Source organism: Halomonas sp. AOP43-D1-4, from assembly GCF_052446175.1.
Taxonomy (GTDB): Bacteria; Pseudomonadota; Gammaproteobacteria; order Pseudomonadales; family Halomonadaceae; genus Vreelandella; species Vreelandella citrativorans.
The window spans coordinates 48,188-72,692 of sequence record NZ_JBQSVY010000014.1 but is presented as its reverse complement, the minus strand read 5'-3'; the positions used below and the strand labels follow the sequence as shown (position 1 = coordinate 72,692).

24 protein-coding genes are annotated in these 24,505 nt (G+C 55.4%); 14 read left to right on the top strand and 10 right to left on the bottom strand.

Annotation, left to right across the window (positions count from 1 at the left end; all coding sequences use genetic code 11):
* Window positions 1-133 precede the first annotated feature (133 nt).
* From ACT3RQ_RS14930 to ACT3RQ_RS14910, 5 genes are all read left to right on the top strand, one after another.
* Complete coding sequence (locus tag ACT3RQ_RS14930) at window positions 134-1,045, top strand: DMT family transporter (RefSeq protein WP_444640912.1); 912 nt, start codon at window positions 134-136, stop codon at window positions 1,043-1,045.
* Window positions 1,046-1,092: 47 nt separating this feature from the next.
* Window positions 1,093-2,658 (top strand): GNAT family N-acetyltransferase, encoded by a 1,566-nt coding sequence (locus tag ACT3RQ_RS14925; protein ID WP_444680803.1) that lies wholly within the window; start codon window positions 1,093-1,095, stop codon window positions 2,656-2,658.
* The gene (locus tag ACT3RQ_RS14920) at window positions 2,648-2,929 is read left to right on the top strand and encodes a nuclear transport factor 2 family protein (protein ID WP_444680802.1); all 282 of its coding nucleotides are present in this window, start codon (window positions 2,648-2,650) and stop codon (window positions 2,927-2,929) included. The genes ACT3RQ_RS14925 and ACT3RQ_RS14920 overlap by 11 nt, the downstream gene beginning before the upstream one ends.
* 176 nt (window positions 2,930-3,105) lie before the next feature.
* Entirely contained in the window at window positions 3,106-3,708 is a 603-nt protein-coding gene (locus ACT3RQ_RS14915) for a TetR/AcrR family transcriptional regulator (RefSeq protein ID WP_444680801.1), read from the top strand.
* Entirely contained in the window at window positions 3,701-4,951 is a 1,251-nt protein-coding gene (locus ACT3RQ_RS14910; protein WP_444680800.1) for a multidrug effflux MFS transporter, read from the top strand. Before ACT3RQ_RS14915 ends, ACT3RQ_RS14910 begins: the two co-directional genes overlap by 8 nt.
* Window positions 4,952-5,029: 78 nt before the next feature.
* Here ACT3RQ_RS14910 and ACT3RQ_RS14905 read toward each other — a convergent pair whose 3' ends face one another.
* The 4 genes from ACT3RQ_RS14905 to ACT3RQ_RS14890 all read right to left on the bottom strand — a co-directional run bounded on the left by ACT3RQ_RS14905 (window position 5,030) and on the right by ACT3RQ_RS14890 (window position 8,568).
* A complete protein-coding gene (locus ACT3RQ_RS14905) occupies window positions 5,030-5,335 on the bottom strand; it encodes an MGMT family protein (RefSeq protein WP_087108490.1) in 306 nt (101 codons plus the stop codon).
* 33 nt (window positions 5,336-5,368) lie between these two features.
* A complete protein-coding gene (locus ACT3RQ_RS14900) occupies window positions 5,369-5,977 on the bottom strand; it encodes an FMN-dependent NADH-azoreductase (RefSeq protein ID WP_444680799.1) in 609 nt (202 codons plus the stop codon).
* A gap of 168 nt (window positions 5,978-6,145) precedes the next feature.
* Entirely contained in the window at window positions 6,146-7,597 is a 1,452-nt protein-coding gene (locus ACT3RQ_RS14895) for an alanine/glycine:cation symporter family protein (RefSeq protein ID WP_444680798.1), read from the bottom strand.
* 95 nt (window positions 7,598-7,692) lie between these two features.
* A complete protein-coding gene (locus tag ACT3RQ_RS14890; protein ID WP_444680797.1) occupies window positions 7,693-8,568 on the bottom strand; it encodes a LysR substrate-binding domain-containing protein in 876 nt (291 codons plus the stop codon).
* Between the two features lie 285 nt (window positions 8,569-8,853).
* Between ACT3RQ_RS14890 and ACT3RQ_RS14885 the strand changes: the two genes are divergently transcribed.
* Entirely contained in the window at window positions 8,854-9,804 is a 951-nt protein-coding gene (locus ACT3RQ_RS14885) for an ABC transporter substrate-binding protein (RefSeq protein ID WP_444680796.1), read from the top strand.
* Window positions 9,805-9,985: 181 nt separating this feature from the next.
* Here the strand turns inward: ACT3RQ_RS14885 and ACT3RQ_RS14880 are convergent, their stop codons facing one another.
* The gene (locus ACT3RQ_RS14880) at window positions 9,986-10,927 is read right to left on the bottom strand and encodes a LysR family transcriptional regulator (RefSeq protein ID WP_444680795.1); all 942 of its coding nucleotides are present in this window, start codon (window positions 10,925-10,927) and stop codon (window positions 9,986-9,988) included.
* Between the two features lie 110 nt (window positions 10,928-11,037).
* Here ACT3RQ_RS14880 and ACT3RQ_RS14875 point away from each other — a divergent pair, with 110 nt between their 5' ends.
* Window positions 11,038-12,111 carry a tartrate dehydrogenase gene (locus ACT3RQ_RS14875; RefSeq protein WP_444680794.1) on the top strand — a complete coding sequence of 358 codons (1,074 nt, stop codon included), beginning with the start codon at window positions 11,038-11,040 and terminating at the stop codon, window positions 12,109-12,111.
* Window positions 12,112-12,178: 67 nt separating this feature from the next.
* Here ACT3RQ_RS14875 and wrbA read toward each other — a convergent pair whose 3' ends face one another.
* Window positions 12,179-12,778: an NAD(P)H:quinone oxidoreductase gene (wrbA, locus tag ACT3RQ_RS14870; protein ID WP_444680793.1), complete on the bottom strand. Its 600-nt coding sequence runs from the start codon at window positions 12,776-12,778 to the stop codon at window positions 12,179-12,181.
* A gap of 346 nt (window positions 12,779-13,124) precedes the next feature.
* Between wrbA and ACT3RQ_RS14865 the strand changes: the two genes are divergently transcribed.
* The 6 genes from ACT3RQ_RS14865 to ACT3RQ_RS14840 all read left to right on the top strand — a co-directional run bounded on the left by ACT3RQ_RS14865 (window position 13,125) and on the right by ACT3RQ_RS14840 (window position 18,539).
* Window positions 13,125-14,123: a succinylglutamate desuccinylase gene (locus tag ACT3RQ_RS14865; protein WP_444680792.1), complete on the top strand. Its 999-nt coding sequence runs from the start codon at window positions 13,125-13,127 to the stop codon at window positions 14,121-14,123.
* A gap of 205 nt (window positions 14,124-14,328) precedes the next feature.
* On the top strand, window positions 14,329-15,099 hold the full coding sequence (locus ACT3RQ_RS14860) for an ABC transporter ATP-binding protein (RefSeq protein ID WP_406565410.1): 771 nt from the start codon (window positions 14,329-14,331) through the stop codon (window positions 15,097-15,099).
* Window positions 15,100-15,113: 14 nt separating this feature from the next.
* Window positions 15,114-15,815, top strand: coding sequence for an ABC transporter permease (locus tag ACT3RQ_RS14855; RefSeq protein ID WP_172116068.1), 702 nt, complete (start codon window positions 15,114-15,116; stop codon window positions 15,813-15,815).
* 1 nt (window position 15,816) lies between these two features.
* A complete protein-coding gene (locus ACT3RQ_RS14850; RefSeq protein ID WP_193057385.1) occupies window positions 15,817-16,548 on the top strand; it encodes an ABC transporter permease in 732 nt (243 codons plus the stop codon).
* 131 nt (window positions 16,549-16,679) lie between these two features.
* The gene (locus ACT3RQ_RS14845) at window positions 16,680-17,450 is read left to right on the top strand and encodes a transporter substrate-binding domain-containing protein (protein WP_444680791.1); all 771 of its coding nucleotides are present in this window, start codon (window positions 16,680-16,682) and stop codon (window positions 17,448-17,450) included.
* 282 nt (window positions 17,451-17,732) lie between these two features.
* Window positions 17,733-18,539: a TraX family protein gene (locus tag ACT3RQ_RS14840; protein WP_444640012.1), complete on the top strand. Its 807-nt coding sequence runs from the start codon at window positions 17,733-17,735 to the stop codon at window positions 18,537-18,539.
* Window positions 18,540-18,665: 126 nt separating this feature from the next.
* Here ACT3RQ_RS14840 and ACT3RQ_RS14835 read toward each other — a convergent pair whose 3' ends face one another.
* Entirely contained in the window at window positions 18,666-19,802 is a 1,137-nt protein-coding gene (locus ACT3RQ_RS14835) for a 5-(carboxyamino)imidazole ribonucleotide synthase (RefSeq protein ID WP_444640013.1), read from the bottom strand.
* Between the two features lie 11 nt (window positions 19,803-19,813).
* Window positions 19,814-20,329, bottom strand: a complete 516-nt coding sequence (gene purE, locus ACT3RQ_RS14830; RefSeq protein ID WP_087108461.1) for a 5-(carboxyamino)imidazole ribonucleotide mutase — start codon at window positions 20,327-20,329, stop codon at window positions 19,814-19,816.
* Between the two features lie 212 nt (window positions 20,330-20,541).
* On the opposite strand from purE, the gene ACT3RQ_RS14825 reads away from it, so the two are divergent.
* Window positions 20,542-20,814, top strand: a complete 273-nt coding sequence (locus tag ACT3RQ_RS14825) for an XRE family transcriptional regulator (protein ID WP_018918645.1) — start codon at window positions 20,542-20,544, stop codon at window positions 20,812-20,814.
* A 77-nt stretch (window positions 20,815-20,891) separates the two neighbouring features.
* Here ACT3RQ_RS14825 and chrA read toward each other — a convergent pair whose 3' ends face one another.
* Window positions 20,892-22,085 (bottom strand): chromate efflux transporter, encoded by a 1,194-nt coding sequence (gene chrA / locus ACT3RQ_RS14820; protein WP_444680790.1) that lies wholly within the window; start codon window positions 22,083-22,085, stop codon window positions 20,892-20,894.
* Between the two features lie 609 nt (window positions 22,086-22,694).
* Window positions 22,695-24,380, bottom strand: a complete 1,686-nt coding sequence (gene ilvD / locus ACT3RQ_RS14815) for a dihydroxy-acid dehydratase (RefSeq protein WP_444680789.1) — start codon at window positions 24,378-24,380, stop codon at window positions 22,695-22,697.
* Window positions 24,381-24,505 lie beyond the last annotated feature (125 nt).

Here is a 24,505-nt window from a genome sequence, read left to right as displayed (position 1 = left end):
AAGCGTATGACATCCAAACGCCGTCGTACAGCCCTTTACGACTTACCAGGGAGATCCAGAGCCATCGCTTCTCAGTCTTGCTCATTGCGTTAAAGCACGTAACATTATTCGGCTAACGATAAGGAAAACCGCTATGCCGTTGATTTACTTTTTGCCACCACTAGCCACCGTGCTGATCTGGTCGGGCAACATGACCATTAATCAGTTGACCGTAGGCGCGATTGCGCCGAGCAGTATCGCTTTTTTACGCTGGCTGTTGGCGCTAGCGGTGATGACGCCCTTCGTGCTTCCGGCCGTGCTTCGTCATCGTGCGGAAATACGCCGCAACTGGCCGAAACTCGCCTTACTGGGTCTTTTAGGTATGGGGCTATGGCAAGGGCTGGCCTATGTTGCAGCGGAAACCACAACGGCTACCAACATGGGTATTCTAGCTGCGATGGTGCCGCTTTTGACCGTGTTGCTGAGTGCGCTTATCCTGCGTGAACCGCCAACCCAGGGCGGCGTTATGGGCGGCGTGCTGGCCTTTATCGGCGTCACCGTGTTGCTGGGCCGCGGTAATCCCTTATCGCTTCTTCAGCTTGAGGTTGCCCATGGCGATGCGCTAATGGTGGTGGCAGCCAGCTGCTACGCGCTCTACGGCGTTATGCTAAAGCGTTGGAAAATGAACTTACCGCCTTGGGTAATGCTCTATGCTCAGGTATGTTTTGCGGTACTGTTTTTGCTGCCACCCTATTTGATGGGGCCAATGACGCCTGTAAATAGCCAAAACATTGGGCTTATTCTCTATGCAGGCATTCCTGCCTCCGTCATTACCACATTTTTATGGATGCGCGCGGTCCGCCAAATTGGCGCTAACCAGGCGAGCATTTTTATCAACCTGATGCCTCTGTTCAGCGCACTGATTGCCATGGCGATGCTGGGCGAGCAAGTGGCAGGCTTCCACTTTACCGGTGGACTTCTGATTCTGGCGGGCGTCATCATGGCGCAAACCTTGACGCGCCCACTGGTGGGAAACGTGTCGGTGAATAAGCCGGGCAGCGCCTAGCCATCATGTACTAGGCTGTTTTCTTTTTTATTCTGGAACCCCCTGATATGTCCCTGGAAGACCTGCATCTAAATGTGCGCAACCTGACGAGCGATGATTACGATCAGCTCAAGACATTGATGGACGCTGTCTATCATAATATTGGCGGCGCCTGGCCCCGCCACACCATCGACAAGCTGATTCAGGAGTTTCCCGATGGCCAGATCGCCATTGAAGATGACGGCAATCTGGTAGGCGTCGCGCTAACGGTTCAGGTGGATTACGACGAGTTTTCCAACCCGCATAAGTATGACGACCTGATTGGCCATCGTGAGATTATTCTCAACGATGAAAATGGCGATGCGATGTACGGGCTGGATGTGCTGATTCACCCGGACTACCGCGGCTACCGCCTGGGGCGGCGCCTTTACGAAGCGCGCAAAGAGCTGTGTCGTTCGCATAACCTGCGCGCCATTTTGGCGGGCGGGCGCATTCCCGAATACTATCAGCATGCCGATGAGCTAACGCCGGCCCAGTACATCGAAAAAGTCTCTCGCAAGGAGATTTATGATCCCATTCTGTCGTTCCAACTGGCTAACGACTTTCAAGTAAAACGCCTGCTGCGCAAATACCTGCCCGAAGATGAGCAGTCCAAAGGCTACGCGACCCTGCTCGAGTGGAACAATATTCTCTTTGAGCCTGCCGAAAACGTGCTGGATACGCGCCCAACCCAAGTACGTGTTGGCGCCGTACAGTGGCAGATGCGTGAGTTTGCCTCGGTAGAAGCCGCCCTTCAGCAGATTGAGTATTTTGTCGACGCGCTTTCAGATTACCAGAGTGACTTTGCGGTTTTCCCGGAGCTCTTTTACGCGCCGCTGATGGGCTTACAAGACCGCGCCGCCCAGCAGGATCAAATGGCAGCGATACGCTTTCTGGCAGGCTTTACCGAGCGCTTTAAAGCCGAACTTTCACGCATGGCGGTCTCCTACAATATCAATATTGTTGGCGGTTCAATGATTGAAGTGGGCGAAAATGACCGGCTCTACAACGTTGCCTACCTCTTCCACCGCGATGGTGAAGTCGACAAGCAAGCCAAGCTGCATATCACTCCTCAGGAGCGTCGCGATTGGGTAATCGAAGGCGGTGACAACTTGCAGGTGTTTAACACCGACGCAGGCCGCGTGGGCATTTTGATCTGCTACGACGTAGAGTTCCCGGAACTCGGCCGTCTACTGGCCGATCAAGACATGGATATCCTGTTTGTGCCGTTCTGGACCGACACCCAGAATGGCTACCTGCGAGTTCGTCACTGTGGCCAGGCACGTGCCATCGAGAACGAGTGCTACGTGGTACTCTGCGGTAGCGTCGGCAACCTGCCCTCGATTGAAAACCTGGATATCCAGTACGCGCAGTCTGCCGTCTTTACCCCTTCTGACTTCGCCTTCCCCCACGATGCAGTGCTGGCGGAAACCACACCCAATACCGAGATGATTTTCTTCTCGGACCTGGATTTGACTCGCCTAACCGTGGTGCGCGCAGAGGGCTCAGTGACGAACATGAAGGATCGCCGCAAGGATCTGTTTGATCTACGCTGGCGGGACTGGTCCTTGAAGTCCGGCTCCATTGAAGTATAAGCGCGAACCGGAAGTGCCGGATGGCAAGGCGCCTTTCGTGGATTACTTTGCAGGCTACTTCCGGGAAAACCCGGACTACCAGAGCAAGATCGTGCGTAGTGCGACCGATGGCGACCTGGTCTGGCTGCATGTTCACTCTACCAATGGTGATGAGGATCTCGGTGAGGCCGTTGTGGATATCTTCCGCGTTGAAAATGAAATGATCGTCGAGCACTGGGATGTCATCCAGTCTGTGCCGGAAGAAGCGGCCAACGACAACACGATGTTTTAAATTAGACAGCTATGTTTTAAATCGGATAGCAGTCAATTTTATTTGGCCCGAAAGGGCCTTTTTTACAAACCGAAAAACTACCTACCGGTCGGTAGCTTTTGTGTTATGATGCATCGCTTGGGTTTGGCATGTTTGACGCATGCGCCATTAAGTACTTCATGTTTGGAGAGCAAGAAATGTTACCCACAACGACACCCGCATTGCGCCGGGTGCTCAACGCAGCCGTTGCCCAGTTTGCCCAGCATGGTTATGAGGGCGCTTCATTGTCGGGAATTGCTGCCGACGCCGGTATTCGCAAAGCGTCGCTTTATTCGCATATCAAAAATAAGGACGCGCTGTTTTCGGCGGTGTTTGAAGATGCCTTGAAAGTTGAATCGCAATTTGCTCAGGAATGCTTTGAGCACTCCAATACAGGACTGCCAGGCCAGCACTATTGCGAATCGTTGTTGGCACGCTACGCCGACTCTGAGCACTTTCGGTTTCTGCTACGCACCTCGTATATTCCGCCCGAGTCGCTTTTTCATGAGCTTCAGGAAGGCTACGAAACTTACATGCAACAGCTGTTAGCAGATTTCACGACAGCGCTGCGTCGCCATGTGGGAAAGGCACTTTCCGATCAAGATGCCCTGATGCTAGGCCACGCCTACATGGGCATGGTGGATAGCCTCCACGTGGCGCTTATCTATATTGGCACCGAGCGCTTTGAGGCACGTCTCAACGCACTTGAACGCCTCATGGGCGACAGTATCGCAAGGCTTGCAGGAGAGCATCATGACTGAACAGGTCATTCGTGAGAATACTCACCAAAGTACAGTGGGTATGGCGCTGGTCATTCTGCTGGCCCTTTTGACCGCACTCGATGCCATGGCGATTGATATGTATCTGCCCGGCATGCCGATGATTGCGCAGACCTATGAGGCCTCGTCGGGCAGCGTGCAGCAAACACTATCGGTCTTTTTGGCAGGACTAGCGCTGGGGCAGTGTCTTTATGGCCCGCTGCTGGAGCGTTTTGGGCGGAGGATGCCGCTTCTGGTGGGGCTTGTAATCTTTGTGGTGGGTTCGGTGGTTGCGGCCATGGCACCCACGCTTGAGTGGCTGCTCGCCGCCCGCTTTTTACAGGCCATCGGCGCAGCCGCAGGCTTGGTCGCTCCACGTGCCATTGTGGCCGATCTTTGCGATGTCAAAAGCTCTGCCAAAATCTTTTCGCTATTGATGCAAGTCATGATGATTGCCCCCGTCGTGGCGCCCATGATGGGGGGCTTTCTGCTTGAGCACGGTGGCTGGCGCGGTATCTTCTGGGCACTGGCCGGCTTGGGCGTCATCGGCTTGGCATGGAGCCTGATAGGCATTCCCGAGACGCTTGACGTTAGGCAGCGCACAGCACTTAGCGTAGGCAGTGTTGTGCGTGGGTATCTGGCTCAGTCGCGTCGTCGGGTCTTCATGGCGTATACGGCGGCCGGTGGTTTTGTTCTGGGGTCACTTTTCACCTATATCAGCGCCGCGGCGTTTGTGTTTACCGACCATTTTGGCATGACCCCGACCCATTTCAGCTATCTGTTTGCCGCCAATTCCGTCGGGCTGATTATCGCTGGTATGCTATCCAATGCGTTGTCTGCACGCGGTATGACGCCTGCCGGGGTGACTTATCTCGGGCTTGGTATACATACACTGGCGGGGGCGCTTTTATATCTGGTCGTCACGATGGATATGGTCACGTTCGAAACGTACGTGGCGCTGCTAGCGGTAGCGATCGGCGCGCTTGGGCTGGTGTTTGGTAATTTGACCGCGCTAACCATGAACGCTGGCGGGACGCAGGCCGGTGTGGCGTCGGCGCTGATGGGTACCCTGCACTATGTGATCGCGGCGGCCGTCGGCTATATTGCCAGCCTGGCGACCCAAGGGCCTCACTTGATGCCACTAACACTTACGCTGTGTGGCGTGGCCGCTTTATTGCTCTGCCGGCTTGCCGGTGCCATGACGAAAAAAGCACAGGACGTTCACCTCGATGGGGCACGTACTTAGCGCTTTTCAGAAAGGGGTAAATGACCGCACAACGAAAAAGCCGCGCAACTGCGCGGCTTCTCATTGAAAGGACGTATTCTACGGCTCATCCGGCCACACCAGGTGACGCGGCACGCGGCCCTTGGCATCAAACATCACGCCTTCATCACGCAATTTCTGATGCTGACGGGTAGCACCGCCGTGGTCAGCAAGTTTAAGTGAGGCCGCAATCACCCGGTGCCAGGGAAGCTCATGACCATCAGGCAAGTGGCGCATGGCAGACCCCACCATTCGCGGTGTGGCGCCTTCGGTCATAGCGGCGATACGCCCATACGTCGTGACTCGCCCCGCCGGAATCTGATCAACAATCGTATAGATCTGCTCCAAAAGCTCGGGACGGGCCATAACGAATTCTCCGTAATTACCTCGGCTGACGGCTTATAGCACTTCCACCAGCTGATCAATTGCCTGAAACACTTCTTTTTGCGCTGCAACACGCTGCTCTTCGCCCATGTTCAGACCTTCTGCGTACACGACATCAACATCGGTAATGCCTATCAAGCCTAGCATGCTTTTCAGGTGCGGCGTTTGGCTATCCCTGTCCGACCCCGCATACATACCACCACGGGCCGCCAGGATAATCGCCCGCTTACCTTCGACGAGACCTTGTGGGCCGTTTTCTGTGTAACGGAACGTTTCGCCAGCACGCAGTACGCGGTCAAACCAGGCTTTTAACTGCGAGGGGATACCCAGGTTATACATCGGTACCGCCAGGACCAACACGTCATTAGCACGCAGTTCGGCCAACAGTTCGTCAGAGCGAGCAGCCAGTGCTTTCTGCTCGTCGCTGCGCTCGTCAGCCGGTGTCTGCCATGCGCCCAGTTCCGCAATATCCAGGTGAGGCAGCGCATCGGCAATCACGTCACGCTTAGTGACATCGACGCCTTCGCGGGCAGCCGCACGGCTTTGGAAGTGGTTGGCCAAGGCGGTAGACTGACCGTTTTCACCAAGTACAGAGGAGGTAACCAGCAGGGCACGAGTTGTCATTTAAAAAAGCTCCAACGTAGGGTTAATAAGGAATTGACGCTATTTTACGATGATTTTGATTAATCAAAAGCGCAATGATATGAGTGTTACGTTCGATAAAATCGAATTATGATGATATCTATAAAAAAACCCCGCTTTTGTATGAGCAGGGTTTTAGTTGGCTGATGATTAGTGCTTTTTAGGCCACGCCTTGGGATCAACCTTATTGGCTAACGTGGGGAATTTGCTGGGGTCAAAGGTAGGTTCTTTGCCTGCCTTCAACTGCTCCTCGTAATCACGGAACAGCGCAAAAGCAACCGGTGAAAGCAGCAGGATAGCCACCAGGTTAATAATTGCCATCATACCCATGGAAAGATCCGCAAAGTTCCAGATCGCCCCCAGACTCGCCACCGATCCCACCATGATCATCGCCAGCACCGCCAAGCGGTAAAGGAGAATCGCTACCGGCGCTCGGCGACCCGCTAAATACTCAATATTGGACTCGCCGTAAGAGTAGTTGGCAATCAAAGAAGTAAACGCGAACAGCAAGATAGCGACAGCTACAAACATGCCCCCCCAATCACCTACGTGGCTTGAAAGCGCCATTTGGGTCAATTGGATACCATTCGTCTCTTCACCGGCTAACAGCTCAGGCCCTGCCATAATAATAATGGCCGCCGTGGCCGTACAAATAACCAGCGTATCCAGAAACACACCCAGCATCTGAATAAAGCCCTGGGCAGCCGGATGATTAGGGCGCGTGCTGGCGGTGGCTGCCGCATTCGGCGCCGAACCCATGCCCGCCTCGTTGGAGAACAGGCCGCGTTGAATGCCGTTCATAATCGCTTGTGACACGGCATACCCCACGGCCCCACCAGCCGCTTGCTCAAGGCCAAAGGCGCTCTTCACAATGGTCATGATGGCTGCCGGGAAGTCACCGATATTAAGCCCGACCACAACAAGCGCGAGTAGCAGGTAAAGCAGAGCCATTAATGGCACCACCAGCTCCGCGACCTTGGCGATGGACTTTAAGCCACCAAAGATAATCGGCGTCACAACTACCACCAAGACTAACCCCATGGCCCAGGTGGGAACAGCAAATGCTTGCTCCATGGCCTGGGCGATGGAGTTGGCCTGTACGCTGTTAAACGCCAATCCAAACGCTACAATCAAACAGATGGAAAACAGCACGGCCAGCCAGCGCAGCCCAAGCCCACGTTCAATATAACGGGCGGGGCCGCCGCGAAAGGTGCTATCCCCATGGTCTGTTTTATAGGCCTGCGCCAAGGTAGATTCAATGAAGCTGGTCGCCATACCCACCATGGCGGTCATCCACATCCAAAAAATCGCGCCTGGGCCACCAAAATAGATCGCCACCGCCACACCTGCCAGGTTGCCGGTGCCTACGCGTGCCGCCAGGCTGGTGGAGAGTGCCTGGAATGAAGAAATGCCGTCACCTGCGTTGCGCGAGGTGCGCAGCAGTTTAAACATGTGACCGAAATAGCGCACCTGGATCGCACCGGTTCGTATCGTAAAGTAGAGGCCTGCGCCGATCAGCAAGTAGATCAGCACACTGCCCCATAACAGCCCGTTGCCGCGATCAACCAACGCGGTCAACAGTTGAGGTACCGAGAAATCCATACAACACGCCTTTTTTTAACTTATCGAAGGCGCTTCATTCTTCACGCCTGCACGAAAATGGCAAGAAAATTGGAGCATTTATTCTTAAAACGCTCCTAAGCAGCCCCAATATCTTTCGCTAACCACGCCCAGACTAAGGCTGCTTCGTCATCTACCTGCCGACGGCTGGGACGTACCAGCCAGAACTGCTCATCGCTTGGCACACTAATGGCCGGAAACGGCGTCACCAGGTCATTGCGCTGTTCCAACAAACGGTGATGAATGAGCGCGACCCCTGCGTCTTGGCTAGCTAACGCTAACGTCATCACCTGGTTATCGCATGTCATAGAACGACATTGCGTTTCCAAATGACCCACGCCAGCCGCCTGTAGCCAGCCTGACCAGCCGACACCAAAACCTACCGCATGAAGCAACGTGTGCCCTCTTAAATCGGCAGGCGTTGTTAGCGTTGCAGCAAGCGCTGGCGAACACACTGGCAGCAATTGTTCATCACCTAGCGAGTGCATTTCAACGCCACTCCATTCACCCCGCCCATAACGGATTTCGATATCCGCGCCCTCTACCCCATAGTCATCTGGCCAGATAGCGCTGACCAGGCGAATGGTGATGTGTGGACAGTGCTGGTAAAGAGCAGCCAAACGCGGCGCCAGCCAGGATTGCTGGAGAATCGGCGTGGCTCTTAATGTCACAGGTTGCCCACTGGTAGCGCCAAACACCTCAGCCGTTCCTTCGCTGATCCGCGAAAAAGCATCATTGATACTGGGCAGCCAGGCTTGCCCTACAGGCGTAAGCGTTAAGCTTCGCGCATGGCGCACAAAGAGCTTTTGCCCCAACCGCTCCTCCAACAACCGAACTCGCTGACTAATGGCCGCCTGGGTAACAGCCAACTCATTTCCAGCCGCGGTAAAGCTGAGCGTTCGCGCCGCCGACTCAAATGCCTGTAGCCATAACAGTGGCGGTAACTGACTCATGATAAATTCACCTATAAGTAAAATAAGGTCTTAGAGGCCATATTAATCATTTGCTTGAGCCATGACGAGTGCGCATCCTATCCGGGTGAGCCCCGGTCGATTTTCGTTTTCAGGACGAGGCAACCGATATTAGCGTTCGTGCCCCCGTCATTACCCTTGATAGCGGCGCTCGTCACCTCCAGGGCACGTATTTGGACCGCGACATGCTCGCCTCTCGCCTGCGTGTGTTGGCACGCCATTCAGAAACCGCCCCGCACGATATAAAAACTCAGCAAGGAGATCTCAATGAAAACCTGCCTACGCCTCTCACTCAGCATGCCGTTGGTAGCCACAGCACTCTTATCCGCTGCCTTTGCGCCCACCACGCACGGCGATGATCAAATACTTGATTTTGGTGTTCCCGCCTGGCCTGGCATTACCGTAAAGACGGAAATAGCCGAGCAGCTATTAAACCCGCTGGGTTATGAAACCCGCGCGCAAGAGATTGGCCTGCAGGTGATCTATCAGGGTATGGAGAGCGGTGATATCGATGTATTTCTGGGCGCCTGGCTGCCTGCTCAGCGTGACATGTTCACCCCACGCAAAGAGTCAGGCTTACTGATTGATGTGGCGAACAACGTTGATGGCGCGCAAATGACGCTGGCGGTGCCTACCTATATTTACGAGAGCGGCATTCAAAGTTTTGCTGACCTTGCCGAAAACCGCGACCTGTTTAACGGTCAGATTCTCAGCTTTGGCGCTGGCTCGGCCGCCAGCGAAATTCTCCATGACGCCATTGATAATGACGCCTGGGGTTTGGGCGACTGGCGCCTGGTTGATACCAGCGAAATCGCCATGCTGTCCGCCGCTCGCGATGCTATCGAGCGTGAACAAGCGGTGGTCTGGGTCGGCTGGACACCTCACTGGATGAACCTTGAGCTACCCATGCGTTACCTGGAAGATCCAGACAATCTGTTCGGTGAAAACAACGGTGAAAGTGATGTACTTACTCTGCTGCGCGCCGACTATGCTGAAGCCAACCCCAATATCACTACATTTTTTGAGCAGTTCAGCTTCACCGCTGACGAACAAAGCTGGATGATCCAGGCGTTTGGCCAAGACGAGCGTGCGCTTTCCGAGGTAGCCCAGGAGTGGATCAGCAATCATCCCGAGCGGGTAGAAGCCATGCTTACCGATGTAACGAACACCGACGGCGAACCCGCTTGGCCAATTATTAAAGCGCAGCTGACGTTATAAGTGCGCATCTTATGCCAACGCATCGCAACCATTTAACGTAGCAAGGATGCGCCGCGGCCCTCCCCGGTCGCGGTGCTCGCCTCGCTAAAGGCCTTGCCACATACTCAGAACTGAGTCCCTAACAAGATACTTGTTTTATCCAATGGTTTCTGACCGAACATGTCAGTGCGTGGTGAGCTGGTCACCGTCGTTCATCGAGGCCGAGGCCTGGCAGCGGCGGTACTCGCCCGCTTATGTCACGCTGCACATGATCAATAAAAGCGCGTAACCGCGTGGGCACATGGCGGCGCTGCTCAAATACCGCATAAAAGTCGGCCCGCACGCCCTGCCACTCAGGCAGCAGCGGCACCAGCGCCCCGCTGACCAAGTGCTCGTTTACATCCCACCAGGAGCGCATCATTATCCCGTGCCCGTCCAGGGCCAACCGAGTTATGACTTCTCCATCGTTACTGGCCAGCCGCCCACTCACCTTCACTGACTGAACACACCCTGGGTCATTACAGCGCTCAAAACGCCAAAGGGGAAAGTCCGTATCGTTTTCACGAATCACCAAGCACGCTTGGCGCACAAGGTCGCCAGGCGCGTTCAGCGGTGCCATACGGGCGATATAACCAGGCGCAGCACACAGCACTCGGCGATTGGGCAAAATGGGCCGAGCAATCAAACGGGAATCCGGCGGCTCGCCAATCCGTATACCGACATCAAAGCCGTGATCGCTCAGGTTAAGTGGAAAATTGGTGAGCTCCAGCCATCCCTCAACCGCTGGATGCGTTGCACAAAAGGTGGAGAGCAGCGGCGCAATGTGCTGCCGGCCAAAACCAAAGGTGGCATTAACCCGCAGCCGTCCGCTAAGCCCATGCTTATGTGTATCGTTGAGAGAGTTCTCAAGCTCCCCAAGCTCATCCAGAATCAGCGCCCCGCGGGAGAGATAACGCTCGCCTTCTGCCGTAAGCGTCAGCCGCCGAGTGGTGCGTGCGGCAAGCTCCACGCCCAACCGCGCCTCTAGCTGCTTCAAGCGCTTGCTCACCGCCGACAGCGAAAGCCCCAGCTCACGCGCCGTTCCCGTCAAACTTCCTGCACGGGCTAACTGCTGAAAAAAGGCCAGATCATCTAGCGCCGACATAGATTCTCCACTTTCAGGCAATAATAGCTTGCATAATAGCCTGATTATTATCAGCCAGATAGCGGCTACACTGCGTTCATCGCTCATCTTTTTAATAACAAGGAATCCAAATGGCCCACCGTATTGCAGTGATCGCTGGCGACGGCATTGGTACCGAAGTCATGCCCGAAGGTATTCGCGCCCTTGAGGCCGCAGCCCAGCGCTTTAATATCGACCTTGAATTCACGACCTTTGAGTTTGGCAGCTGCGACTACTACCTGGAGCACGGCCAAATGATGCCGGACGACTGGTTTGAACAGCTCAAGGGGTTCGATGCGCTGTTTTACGGCGCGGTAGGCTGGCCCGACAAAGTGCCCGACCATATTTCCCTTTGGGGCTCGCTGCTGCAGTTTCGCCGCCAGTTCGACCAGTACATCAACCTGCGCCCTTGCAAGCTAATGCCCGGTATTAAAAGCCCGCTTGCTGGACGTGAACCAGGCGATATCGACTTTTACGTGGTGCGCGAAAACACCGAGGGTGAATACTCAAGCATCGGCGGCAAGATGTTTGAAGGCACCGAGCGCGAAATCGTCATCCAGGAAACTGTGATGTCGCGCACAGGCGTTGACCGCGTGCTTAAATATGCGTTTGATCTGGCGCAAACCCGCCCGCGTAAAAAGCTCACCTCGGCCACCAAATCCAACGGCATCTCTATCACCATGCCCTACTGGGACGAGCGCGTGCTGGAAATGGCCAAGCAGTATCCGGAGATTGATGTCGATAAATTCCATATTGATATTCTGACCGCCAACTTTGTACTGCATCCGGACTGGTTTGACGTGGTCGTCGGCAGCAACCTGTTTGGCGATATTCTTTCCGACCTGGGGCCGGCGTGTACCGGCACTATCGGCATTGCCCCTTCGGCCAACATTAACCCCGAAGGTAACTTCCCTAGCCTGTTTGAGCCGGTACACGGCAGCGCACCGGATATTGCAGGCAAAGGTATCGCCAACCCAATTGGGCAAATTTGGTCTGGCGCCATGATGCTTGAGCATCTGGGCCATAAAGAAGCCGCTGATGCGATGGTGACAGCCATTGAAGACGTGCTTCGCGAAGGTGACAGCCAAGTGGTCACCCGTGATGTTGGCGGCCAAGGCACCACGGAAAGCCTGGGCCGCGCGATTGCCAAACGTTTAAGCCAGTAATCCCTTCGCCATAGGAAAGCCACCCCGCAGATAATTATCGACGGGGTGGCTGTTTATTAGCGGTTGGTTACTCCGCCAGCTTCGCAGCGATTTTTGCAACGTGCTCGCCCTGAAAGCGCGCAAGCTTCAGTTCGCGCTCGCTTGGCTGGCGGGAGCCGTCACTACCTGCCAAAGTCGCCGCTCCGTAAGGGTTACCGCCGCTGACTTCGGAAATATCAAACTGCTCTTCAATGCCATAACCGACGGGCACAATCACCATGCCGTGGTGGGCAAGCGTCGTCCAGGTGGAGGTAATCGTCATCTCATCGCCACCGCCGGTACCTGTTGAGGTAAACACACTCGCCACTTTGCCACGCAAGGTGCCGTTAGCCCATAAACCGCCGGTTTGGTCAAAAAAGGTGCGCATTTGGCCGGCCATATTGCCAAAGCGGGTTGGGGTACCAACAATAATCGCATCGTAATCGGCCAGTTCCTGGGGAGTCGCTTCGGGCGTATCGTAATCCTGCTTACCGCCGGCATTTTTGAAGGCATCTGCGGGCATGGTTTCAGGTACTCGCTTAACGGTTACCTCTACGCCTTCAACTTTCCTTGCCCCTTCTGCAACGGCCTTGGCCAAGGTATCAACATGCCCATACATGGAATAGTAAAGTACCAATACCTTTGTCATTGCTTACTCCTTTGGACTGCGTTTTAGCTACGTTAATGGCATTCCGATTAGGGAATGACTACAACATAGCCTAGCCTGCAGCAGCGAAAAGCGAATGTTTTCCCCTGCACTCTTCGATTTTCACCTTACGCTGATACAAAGCAGCGGCTGGTTTCTCGCATTGAATCCCAAAAGTGCGCGGCAAAGCGCCCTTCCTATTAAAACGCCCACTCACCGTGAGCGTTTTAGGTACCGTCTTACACTCGAGCGCCCGCCATTTTCATAACCACGACGCTAACGCTTGCTCCCGTTTTTGAGCATGTTAAAGATAGCGTGTGAATTTCCAACCTATAACAAGAGGCCGATAATGCTGAATCACTGGCTTGACTGGACCCTTGATGGGCACCTTCCCGTACAGCGTAGCGGCCAATTTCCAAGCGGTACTTATCGGCTTCATGCCCCCGGCATTATGGAGCTTATCCCCCATACGCCGCAGCCAGAGGCCTATGCCTGCGTTTTTTCAGCGGCGATTCATGGCAACGAAACGGCCCCGGTTGAATTGCTCGGTGAGTGGCTAAGCGCCCTGAAAGCAGGCACTACCCCACTGGGTGCTCCCGTACTGGTCATCCTTGGCAATATCCCCGCGCTACGCGCTCAGCAACGGTTTATAGCAACCAACCTTAACCGCCTCTTTAAGCGTGATTTAACGGACAGTGGTGAGGAGCCAGAACGCGCACGTGAACTAATGGCTGCGGTAGACCGATTTTATGCAACTCATGCCGCGCGACCCAGGTTGCACTACGACTTGCACACCGCCATTCGTGAAAGCCTCTACCCGATTTTTGTTGTCGAGCCGTTTGCTAACACTGCAACCCTGCCGGAGCAGTGGCAGTGGCTTGCTGCGGCGGGCATGCAGGCCGTGCTTCATCAACACCAGACAAGCTGGACCTTCTCGCACTACAGCAAGCATTACCACGGCGCTCAAGCGTTCACTTTTGAGCTAGGCCGCGTCGCCCCTTTCGGGCAAAATGACAGGGCATCGCTAATCCCCATGGGCGCGCTGCTTACGTCGCTCAGCAAAGGCGAAACACCTGCCCAGCAAGACCCCGCGAGCATGGTATTCTTTCAGGTAGAGCATGAGCTTAAGCGCCAAGCGGAGGACTTTACGCTCTACGTTGATGCTGACATGCCCAACTTCAGCTGTTTTGAGCCCGGCACGCGTTTGGCCCGGGATAGCGTGGCAGGCGATTTCGTGGTGGGCGAGACGCCGCTACATGTCGTATTTCCTAATGCCAACGTGGCGTTGGGTGCGCGGGCGGCGCTTTTGGTGGCCCCGGTTCACTCCTCAAGTCAAACCGCAAAATAAGTTTAATAGTTATTTAATAACAACAACATGGAGATAATATCGAGGCACACGCGTATCACTTACGGCCGCCTTCCTACATTTATCGTATAAGGAAAGCACGCATTTTTCGCTGAGCCTGATAGAATCGCCACTTTTTTCGCGCCAGCCGCATTTAGCCTACGTTAACTCAACACGTTGCTACCGCGGCAACTTTGTACTGGAGCCTATGTTTATGGCCGCTACTCCCCTGGAAGTGCGTAATATTAAAAAGCGCTTCGGCGATACGGAAGTTCTGAAAGGCCTTTCACTCGAAGCCCAAAAAGGTGATGTCATCACGCTAATTGGCGCTTCAGGGTCGGGTAAAAGTACCTTTCTGCGCTGTATGAACCTGTTAGAGCAGCCGGATGAGGGCGAGATTATCCTTCACGGCGACCCGATACGCTTTAAGGTGAACCGGCACGGACGCGAGCCAGCCGATTGGAAACAGGTTGTCCAAATGCGTGCCAAGCTTTCCATGGTGTTTCAGAATTTCAATCTCTGGGCACACATGACGCTGCTTGAAAATATAATTGAAGCGCCTATCCATGTGCTCGGCCTTCCTAAAAAAGAAGCGATTGAACAGGCCCATGCGCTGCTTGAGCGTGTGGGGCTAACCGCCCGCGCCAACGCCTACCCGGCGCAAATGTCAGGTGGCCAGCAGCAGCGTGGCGCGATTGCTCGGGCACTGGCCATGAACCCAGAGGTTATGCTGTTTGACGAGCCGACCTCGGCGCTGGACCCGGAGCTTGTCGGCGACGTGCTGAAAGTCATGCGCGACCTGGCCAATGAAGGGCGTACCATGGTGGTGGTTACCCATGAGATGAGCTTTGCCCGCGATGTCTCAAGCAAGGTGATCTATCTTCATCAGGGCTTGGTGGAAGAAGCCGGGGCGCCAGATGACGTATTAGGCAACCCCCAATCGTCCCGACTGAAACAGTTTCTTACTCCTAACTACTGATCTGCGAGGCGACCATGCTGGATTTGCAAGGGTACGGCCCCCGTTTGATCGAAGGTGCCGGGGTCACCGTTCAACTAGCGGTTTTATCGCTACTGTTAGCCATCGCGCTAGGCCTTCTCACCGCCACAGCCAAGATGTCGCGCCACTGGCTATTGCACGGCACGGCAACCGTTTACACGACGCTAATTCGCGGTGTGCCAGACCTTGTCTTGATGATGCTGCTGTTTTACGGCGGTCAAATCGGTGTCAACGCGATTAGTGATATTCTTTACTACAGCTACGACATTGATATTTACATTAATTTCAATGCCTTTGCCGCGGGCGTACTGACCATTGGGTTTATTTTTGGTGCCTATATGGGCGAGACCTTCCGGGGCGCCTTTATGGCCGTCGATAACGGCCAAATTGAGGCAGGCAAAGCCTACGGGATGAGCAGCACACTGGTCTTTCGCCGCATTCGTTTCCCGCAAATGATGCGCCATGCGCTGCCTGGGCTCTCCAATAACTGGATGGTGCTGCTGAAAACCACCGCGCTCGTCTCGGTAATCGGCCTGACCGATATGGTCCGTGTGGCCGCTGAAGCCTCCCGAGCGACTCATGAGCCGTTTGTGTTTTTAATCCCTGTAGCCGTTGCCTATCTGTTGATTGCCAGCGTCTCCGAGTGGATTTTTGCCCGGCTACAAAAGCGCTACGACATCGGCTTTGGGGAGCAGTGACATGCTAGATATTTCCGCATGGTTTAATGACCTTTTGTCCGGTAACTTGATCTTCACCCCCACTACAATGGGCTACTACTGGACAGGGCTTGTCACCACCACACAGCTGGTGTTTCTGTCGCTGGTAATCGGGCTGGTGCTGGCGGTGCCGCTTGCCATTATGCGCAGCTCACGGCGTAAATGGATCAGCCTGCCCGTGTATGCCTATACCTACGTGTTTCGTGGCACGCCGCTGCTGGTCCAGCTGTATATTATTTACTATGGCGTGGTGTTTTTTGATGGCATCCAGGAAAGCTTTTTGTGGCCGATCTTCCGTGAGGCCTTCTACCCCGCACTGATCGCCTTCACTCTTAACACAGCCGCTTATACCACAGAGATTTTCCGGGGTGCTATCAAGGCGACGTCCAAAGGTGAAATTGAAGCGGCCCGCGCTTACGGCATGTCCCAAAGCCTGATGATGCGCCGGATCATTATCCCCAGCGCATTTCGTCGCGCTCTGCCCGCCTACGGCAATGAAGTGATTTTCATGCTTCATGCCAGCGCGATAGCCAGCGTGGTCACCTTAATGGACCTGACCGGAGCGGCTCGCTATGTCTATTCACGGTTCTATACGCCGTTTGAGCCCTTCCTGTTTGTCGCGGCTATTTACCTGTGCTTAACGTTTGCCATTCTGTTTTTCTTCCGCTTTTTAGAGAAGAAATTACTTGCGCACTTAAAGCCACAAACCCCGTAAACGGTTCGATGACGAGCGAACGTCAAACAAACGTTGGTTCACAAGGCGTTTTCCTCTTTCCGCCGGCCCCAACCTGGGTTACGTTAAAGAGGATCACCTCGGGTGAACCTGTTTTACAACGGAGTTAAATAATGAAAAAGTTGCTATCAGTTTCTTTAATTGGTTTGGCTGTTGCTGCGGCCTCTTCCGCCCAGGCACGTGATTATGATCAGGTGCGTATTGGCGTTGATGTACCTTATGTCCCGATGGAATTCCGCACCCCTGAAGGCGACCTGACCGGTTTTGATATCGACTTGGGCAACGCCATGTGTGAAGAAATCGGCGTGACCTGCGAGTGGATCGAGCAGGAGTGGGACGGCATTATTCCGGGCCTTCTGTCACGCAACTACGACGCCGTCATGTCCTCCATGACCATCAACGATGAGCGTCGCCAGCAGGTGCTGTTCTCTGCCCCCTACATCACCATGCCGTCTGCCTGGTTTGCCGCAAGCGGCCTGGATATCGACGAAGCCAATGAAGAAACCCTTGAAGGCCTGACCATCGGCGTTCAACGCGGCACACTTCAGGACAACTACGTCACCGATAACTATGGCAGCGTGGCCGATATCAGCCGCTACTCCACCGCCGATGATATGGTGCTGGATATGGACGCGCAGCGTCTGGATATCGTCTTCCTCGACTTCCCGATCGGCCAGTCAACGCTGGTTGAGAACGAAGACGCTGACTACACCATTGTGGGCGAAAAAATCACTGAGCCTAAAGAGTACTTTGGTGACGGCTTTGGTATCGCCTTCCGCCAGCGTGATGAAGCGCTTGCTGAAAAATTCAACGAAGCCCTCGCAACGCTTCAGGAAAACGGCACCTACGATGAGATTCACGCTCGCTACTTTGGCGAAGAGTAATCACATAGCGTAGTGACTGCCCCATCACCCCGGCCTTTGCCGGGGTGATTTATTTATGCCCTTGCCTTTTTTCTCCTTTCATCAGCGGCTTAAAAACCAGGTACGCAGGCCCATTAACAAGTACGCTGCCCCTTGGAATGAACCAGGTCAGCGTGAAAGAGTCTCTGTATCATTCTCCATGTGCATATAGCCGATATGGTTCATATAGCCGATATAACCCATATAGTGATGAAACATCATTTCGCTATCACCGTAATTTAGTCATAAAAACAGGGAGGTTTTATGGCAGCAACCCTTAGCGCCACACCAGACATCGACCGACGCCCGTCTTCCTACTGGACAGGCTGGGGCCAGTGGCTCGCGCTCATTACCATGACGGTAGACCACCTTACCCGCTATGTACTGCCTGGGGATTTTAGCTGGGCAGGCTCCTCTATTGGCCGGATTGCCTTTCCGCTGTTTGCCGCCATGGTCGCCTGGCACGGGCTATTTAATACCCGTAACCCAATGCGCTATTCACGGCGTATTCTGGTGATCGGGCTGGTAGCGCAACTCCCCTATATGATGATGCCACGCGCATCGGATGCGCTGATTTTTAACGTCTGCTTTACGCTGGCCAGTGGTTTGGTCTTGGGCACACTGGCGCGCCAGGGCTGGCAGCACTACCAACAGCAAACGCTGGGGTTTGGCTGGCTGCTGTTGGGCACAGCGGTGGGCGTCACGGTGTGGTACCTGCTCGGTTTCTGGGTGGAGTACGGCCACAACGGTCTACTGTTGATTCCGCTATTCATGTTTGCCATGCATTCACTTAGCCAAGCGGGCACCCATTTTCAGGCGCGACTTTGGGCAGGCTTAGCCGCCTTTCCCGTACTCTGGGTTGCCGGGCAAATGAACGCCTCGGATATGGCAAAATCGTTTACCGTGGGCACCTGTGTCGTGGTCCTGATACTGGCTGCTGGCCTGGCTCAGCGAGTGCCTGTGGTAACGTTTGCCATGCCTCGCAGGCTTTGGTTGGCCTGGTACCCTGGGCACTTTGCGTTAATCGCGCTGTGGCTATTGCTGAGCGGGCGTATTGTGCTGGGTTGGTAAACGTTCAAGCTGGTTCGAGAGACTTTAAACAGAGCTTAAAACGGTCTTAAAAAAGAGCTTAACACCGGGATAAAAAAAGGCGCCTCACATCGTGGGGCGCCTTTTCAGTGACTTAATAACGCTTATCTATAATGAGCGCTCAAAACTCCACTCAACCGCCGGCGCATCAGGTATCAGTGCCCGGCAGACGCGCACCTTTTCCAGCAGTTCAGCGTGGGTAGCCGCCACCACATTAACGTGGGCCAGCTTGCGCCCTGCCCGCTCGGCTTTGTCGTAGCGGTGCACATGGGTATTGGCAAGCTTGAGCATGGCCACGTTGTCGCCTTCCTGGCCAATCACATTGACCATACAGGTAGGCGCAATGGCCGCCGTGCTGCCAAGCGGTAATCCTTGAACCGCGCGTAGATGGTTCTCGAACTGGCTGGTAACCGCTCCATCCATCGTCCAATGACCGGAGTTATGCACGCGTGGTGCCATCTCGTTAGCCAGCAGGCTGCCGTCGCGGGTTTGGAATAGCTCAAGCGCCAGCACGCCCACGTAATCCAGCTCATCCAGCAGCGCACGAATATACGTATCAGCCGTTTGCTGCACCTGGGCGTCCAGGTCGGGCAGCGGCGCCACCGAATAACGCAGAATGCCGCCTACATGCTGGTTCTCTGCCATGGGGTAGAAAACCACCTCGCCATCGCGACCGCGTACAGCAATCATCGAAACTTCGCGCACAAAATCCACAAACGCTTCAACGATCAGCTGTGTATGACCAATGCTCTGCCAAGCGTTAGCCGCCTCTTCTGGGGCTTTTAAAACCGCCTGACCTTTGCCGTCATAACCTTCCGTGACGGACTTTGCCACCACCGGGCAGCCAAGCTCGCGAGCGGCGGCTTCCAGTTGCTCTGCGCTCTCGACCACACGGTAAGCAGGCGTCGGGATGTTCAAGCGATCAAACAGGGTTTTCTCTTCAACCCGGTTTTGGCAGACCTCGATCGCTCGGCTACTCGGATACACCGGCTTGTGCTTTTCGATCTCCTGCACAAGCGTCACCGGCAGATGCTCGAACTCGTAAGTCACGACATCCACCTTGGCGAGAAACTCAGCCAAGTGCTGATTATCCGGGTCGACAATGACCTCGCCGATGCCCGCACTTGGGTTACCTGTGGTATCCAGGAACGTAAACCGATTGCCTAGCGGGTAGCCCGCCAGCGCCAGCATACGTCCCAGTTGGCCTGCGCCTAAAACGCCGATGTTTGTCGTACCAGAGTTCATGGGGGCTCCTTTTACTCAGCATCCGGCGCGGGGCGCGGGTCCGGGTTATCCAGTACCAGTTGAGTCTGCTCTGCACGGAAGGCCTCAACCGCGTTACGCACGGCGCTGTCCTGAAGGCCAACAATCTGCGCGGCCAGCAGGCCCGCGTTGGTCGCACCAGCCTTACCAATCGCCAGCGTACCAACGGCGATGCCACCAGGCATCTGCGCAATCGAGAGCAGTGAATCAAGGCCTTTAAGCGCTTTGGATTCAACCGGCACACCCAGCACCGGCAGCGGCGTTTGTGAGGCCACCATACCGGGCAGGTGGGCGGCACCGCCTGCACCGGCCACAATTACCTGTAAACCGCGCTCAGCGGCACTTTTCGCATAGTCGAACAACAGGTCAGGCGTTCGGTGGGCAGAGACCACACGCGTTTCATAGGCAACGCCTAAGCGCTCCAGCATCGTCACCGCATGCTCCATCACCGGCCAATCCGATTTGGACCCCATAATGACGCCCACTTTGGGTGCGCTATTCGACGACATGCCATTTCTCCCCGGCCAGTGGCCATATAAAAAAACGATAAAGTACCGCACGCCAGAAGCAGCCGTGCACGCTAAAATAAGGCACATAGTTTACCAGAGCCAAGCCGCAAGCGGGTGTTCGCAAGTGTCGCGAAATTTTCATCAAATTAAATATTGAAATGCACCTGCGTTGGCGGCATTGTGTCCTTGTCATTTCAGACTGATGGAGTCTCATGAGTACGGCATACTCAACTGCTCACGCAGAAACGCTGGATCCTCCGCGAAGCAGCCCTGACCTCGATGTCAGGGAATTAGAAAAACGCACGCGCCTAATGCGCATTATCACGCGTTTAATTGCAGTATCAGATCTAGGAAGCCGGGAAATTGCCCGCCAGGCAGGGCTTCCAGTACAGAAGATTAGCGACTTGCTCGCCGGCAGGCTTGAGCACCTGAACATTGACGAGCTCAATGTTCTGCGCCGCACGTTAGAGCTGGAGGCGCCATAGGAGCAGCCATTAGCCCTTTAAATCACGAACGCCTCGCTTAAGCGAGGCGTTTTTGTATGGTTTTGGCTCATTATCTACTAAACCGGTATCAAAAGACCGCCCAGTGCAATCACAATCACAACCGCCCAGGCAGGCAGCTTCCACACGGAAAGCAGTAAAAAGCCGCTAAGCGCCAAGGCAAATTCATACGGCCCGATAATCGCGCTGGTCCACACCGGCTGATAAAGCGCGGCGCCCAGAATTCCTACCACTGCGGCATTGGCACCGCGCATTAATGCCTGGGCACTGCCCCATTGGCGAAAGCGATTCCAGAATGGCAGCACGCCCACCAGCAGTAAAAATCCCGGTATGAAGATAGCCAGCAAGGCCACTATCGCCCCAACAAGGCCATTAATGCCGGGCAGTAACGCCCCAAGATACGCGGCAAAGGTAAACAGCGGCCCCGGCACAGCCTGTGCCGCTCCGTAACCGGTTAAAAACGCATCCGGCGTTATCCAGCCTGACTCCACCACTTCCGCTTGTAATAGCGGTAGCACCACATGCCCACCGCCAAATACCAGCGCGCCTGAACGATAAAAGGCATCGGCAATATCAAGCCAAACCGCACTTCCCGCAAGCAATGGCAACCCAATCAGTAGCCCAGCGAACAGCCCCAGTGCGATAACACCAACTGAGCGCGACACAGCAAAGTGGAGTGTTTCGCTTGGCGTGGCAGTCACAGCTTCGCGGCATAGCAGGAACCCCGCCAAGCCACCGAACACAATGGCGCCCACCTGCCCTAGCGGCCCGCTGACCAACAACACCGTGAACACGGCCAATAACGCAATGCCCGTGCGGGTTTTATCCGGGCACAGGTTACGCGCCATCCCCCACACCGCATGGGCCACAATGGCCACGGCCACTATCTTCAAACCATGGATAATACGGCTGACAATCGGGCCATCCAGCACCGTCGCCCCGAACGCAAACAGCACCAGCACAATGGCAGAAGGCAGCGTAAAGGCCAGCCACGCCATCGCGGCTCCCCAGGGGCCTGCGCGCATTAGCCCAAGCGCAAAACCCACCTGGCTGCTGGCGGGCCCTGGCAAAAACTGGCAAAGCGCGACCAGGTCCGCATAGGCAGCCTCCGAAAGCCAACGGCGGCGCTCCACAAACTCAGCCCGAAAATAGCCCAGATGCGCCACCGGCCCACCAAAGGAGGTCAGACCAAGCCATAGAAAAACCCTAAAAACTTCGCTGACGCGCGTGCGTAAATTGTTCTCTTCAGCCATAGCGGAAGGCTCTTTTGCGTAATAGAAAGTGCCCACGATACCCGCTGCATTTTACGCAGTGATGACAAGCCGCCCGGGCCATGCCACCTAACCCCGGCACCGCTTCGCGCTGCATCCGCAGGTGCGCTGGCGCTTACCACGCGCTACGAAATTCGGTAAACGTATGGTCGCACGCCCATAAATTGAATACCGGCATCTCGTAGCGCGGGTAACGTTTTGCGAGGAACGAGCAAACAAGGCACCCGCGGAAGGCGGCGCCAGCCGCCCGGGCCGTGTCACCTAACTACGGCACCGCTTCGCGCTGCATCCGCGGGTGCGCTGCGCTTACCACGCGCTACGAGAACCACCCCAAATGGCCGCACAAGGCGTAGCGCGCGGTAACGCGCCGTGAGGAACGAACGGCAAGGCACCCGCGAATGGCGGCGCCAGCCGCCCCGGATGTGCCACCTATCCTTAACCCCAGCACCGCTTCGCGCTGCATCCGCGGGTGCGCTAGCGCTTACCACGCGCTACGAAATTCGGTAAACGTATGGTCGCACGCCCACAAATCGCATGCAGGCGTGTTCCGTAACGACGGCCCGGCGCGAATGGCCGAGCCGCCAGCGTCACTTACTCACTTTGGTCGGTAACGGCGCCGGTGCTTGCTGAGCTTACCAGCCGTGCATATTTGGCCAATACACCGCGGGTATAGAGCGGTGCGGGCTGTTGCCACGCAGCACGGCGGGTTGCCAATTCTTCATCGCTTAGCTGCACTTCAATAGTATCCGCTTCGGCATCGATGGTGATGAGATCACCATTTTCCACCAGCGCCAGCGGGCCGCCATCAAAGGCTTCCGGTGCGACGTGGCCGACCACAAAACCGTGGCTACCGCCTGAAAAGCGGCCATCGGTAATCAACGCGACGTCGTTGCCCAAGCCGCGACCCATAATGGCCGACGTCGGGGTGAGCATTTCGCGCATACCCGGGCCGCCTTTGGGGCCTTCGTAGCGAATAACCACGACATCGCCTGCCACCACGGTGCCATCATTGATGCGCGCCTGGGCTTCTTCTTCAGAACCAAACACCCGTGCCGTGCCGGAGAAGCGCGTGCCTTCTTTGCCAGAAATTTTAGCGACCGCCCCTTCCGGCGCCAGGTTGCCGTAAAGAATCCGTAGATGGCTTTCGGTTTTAATCGGCTTATCCAGCGGCGCGATAATTTTCTGGTCATCCGGATAGGCTTCAACGCCTGCCAGGTTCTCCGCCAGTGTTTGCCCGGTTACCGTCAGGCAGTCGCCGTGTAGAAGGCCAGCTTCCAGCAGGTTTTTCATCAGCGGTTGAATACCGCCAAGCGCCACAAGCTCGCTCATCATGTAGTGGCCGCTGGGGCGAAGATCTGCCACTACCGGCACGCGTTTACCGATCTCGGTAAAGTCGGAAAGCGTCAGCTCAACATCGATAGTGCGCGCCATGCCGATAAGGTGCAGTACCGCGTTGGTAGAGCCGCCTAACGCAATCACCACGGTAATCGCGTTCTCAAACGCCTTACGGGTCATGATATCGGAAGGTTTGATATCCCGCGCCAGCAGCTCAAGCACCGCCTCGCCCGCCGCTTTACAGTCGTCGCGTTTTTCCTGGGAAATGGCGTTTTGTGCCGAGCTGCCCGGCAGGCTCATGCCCAGCGCTTCAATGGCCGACGCCATGGTGTTGGCCGTGTACATACCGCCACACGAACCGGGGCCAGGAATCGCGGTTTCCTCGATCTGCTTGAGTTCAATCAAATCCATATCGCCCCGCGAGTGAGCGCCCATGGCCTCGAACACCGAGACGATATCGGTATGCCCTTTGCCCGGCATGATGGTGCCGCCGTATACAAACACGCTGGGGCGATTCAAGCGCGCCAGCCCCATTACGCAGCCCGGCATGTTTTTGTCGCAGCCGCCAATTGCTACCAGGCCATCAAAGCCTTCGCAGCCCGCAACGGTCTCAATGGAATCCGCGATCACCTCCCGCGAGACCATCGAGTACTTCATGCCCTCGGTGCCATTGGCAATACCGTCGGAAATGGTGATGGTGTTGAAGACCACACCTTTACCGCCTGCAGCATCAGCACCCTCGCGGGCCTGCTCGGCAAGTTCACCAATATGGCTGTTGCACGGCGTCACCATGCTCCAGGTAGAGGCCACGCCCACTTGGGGCTTTTTGAAATCAGCGTCGTTAAATCCTACTGCGCGCAGCATGGCACGGCTGGCGGCTTTACCCACGCCATCAACTACCGGGGCGGAATGGCGGCGGGTATGGTTTGGTGTATCGGTCATTGGGGACTCTCTTGCGTTATTCACGGTTTAATAAACATAGCTTGAGGTGTTATTCAGCATCTCGCAATACGTTTAACTTATGGCACCATAGTACGATGCCTTATCGCTACCGCCTTGAAGGAAAT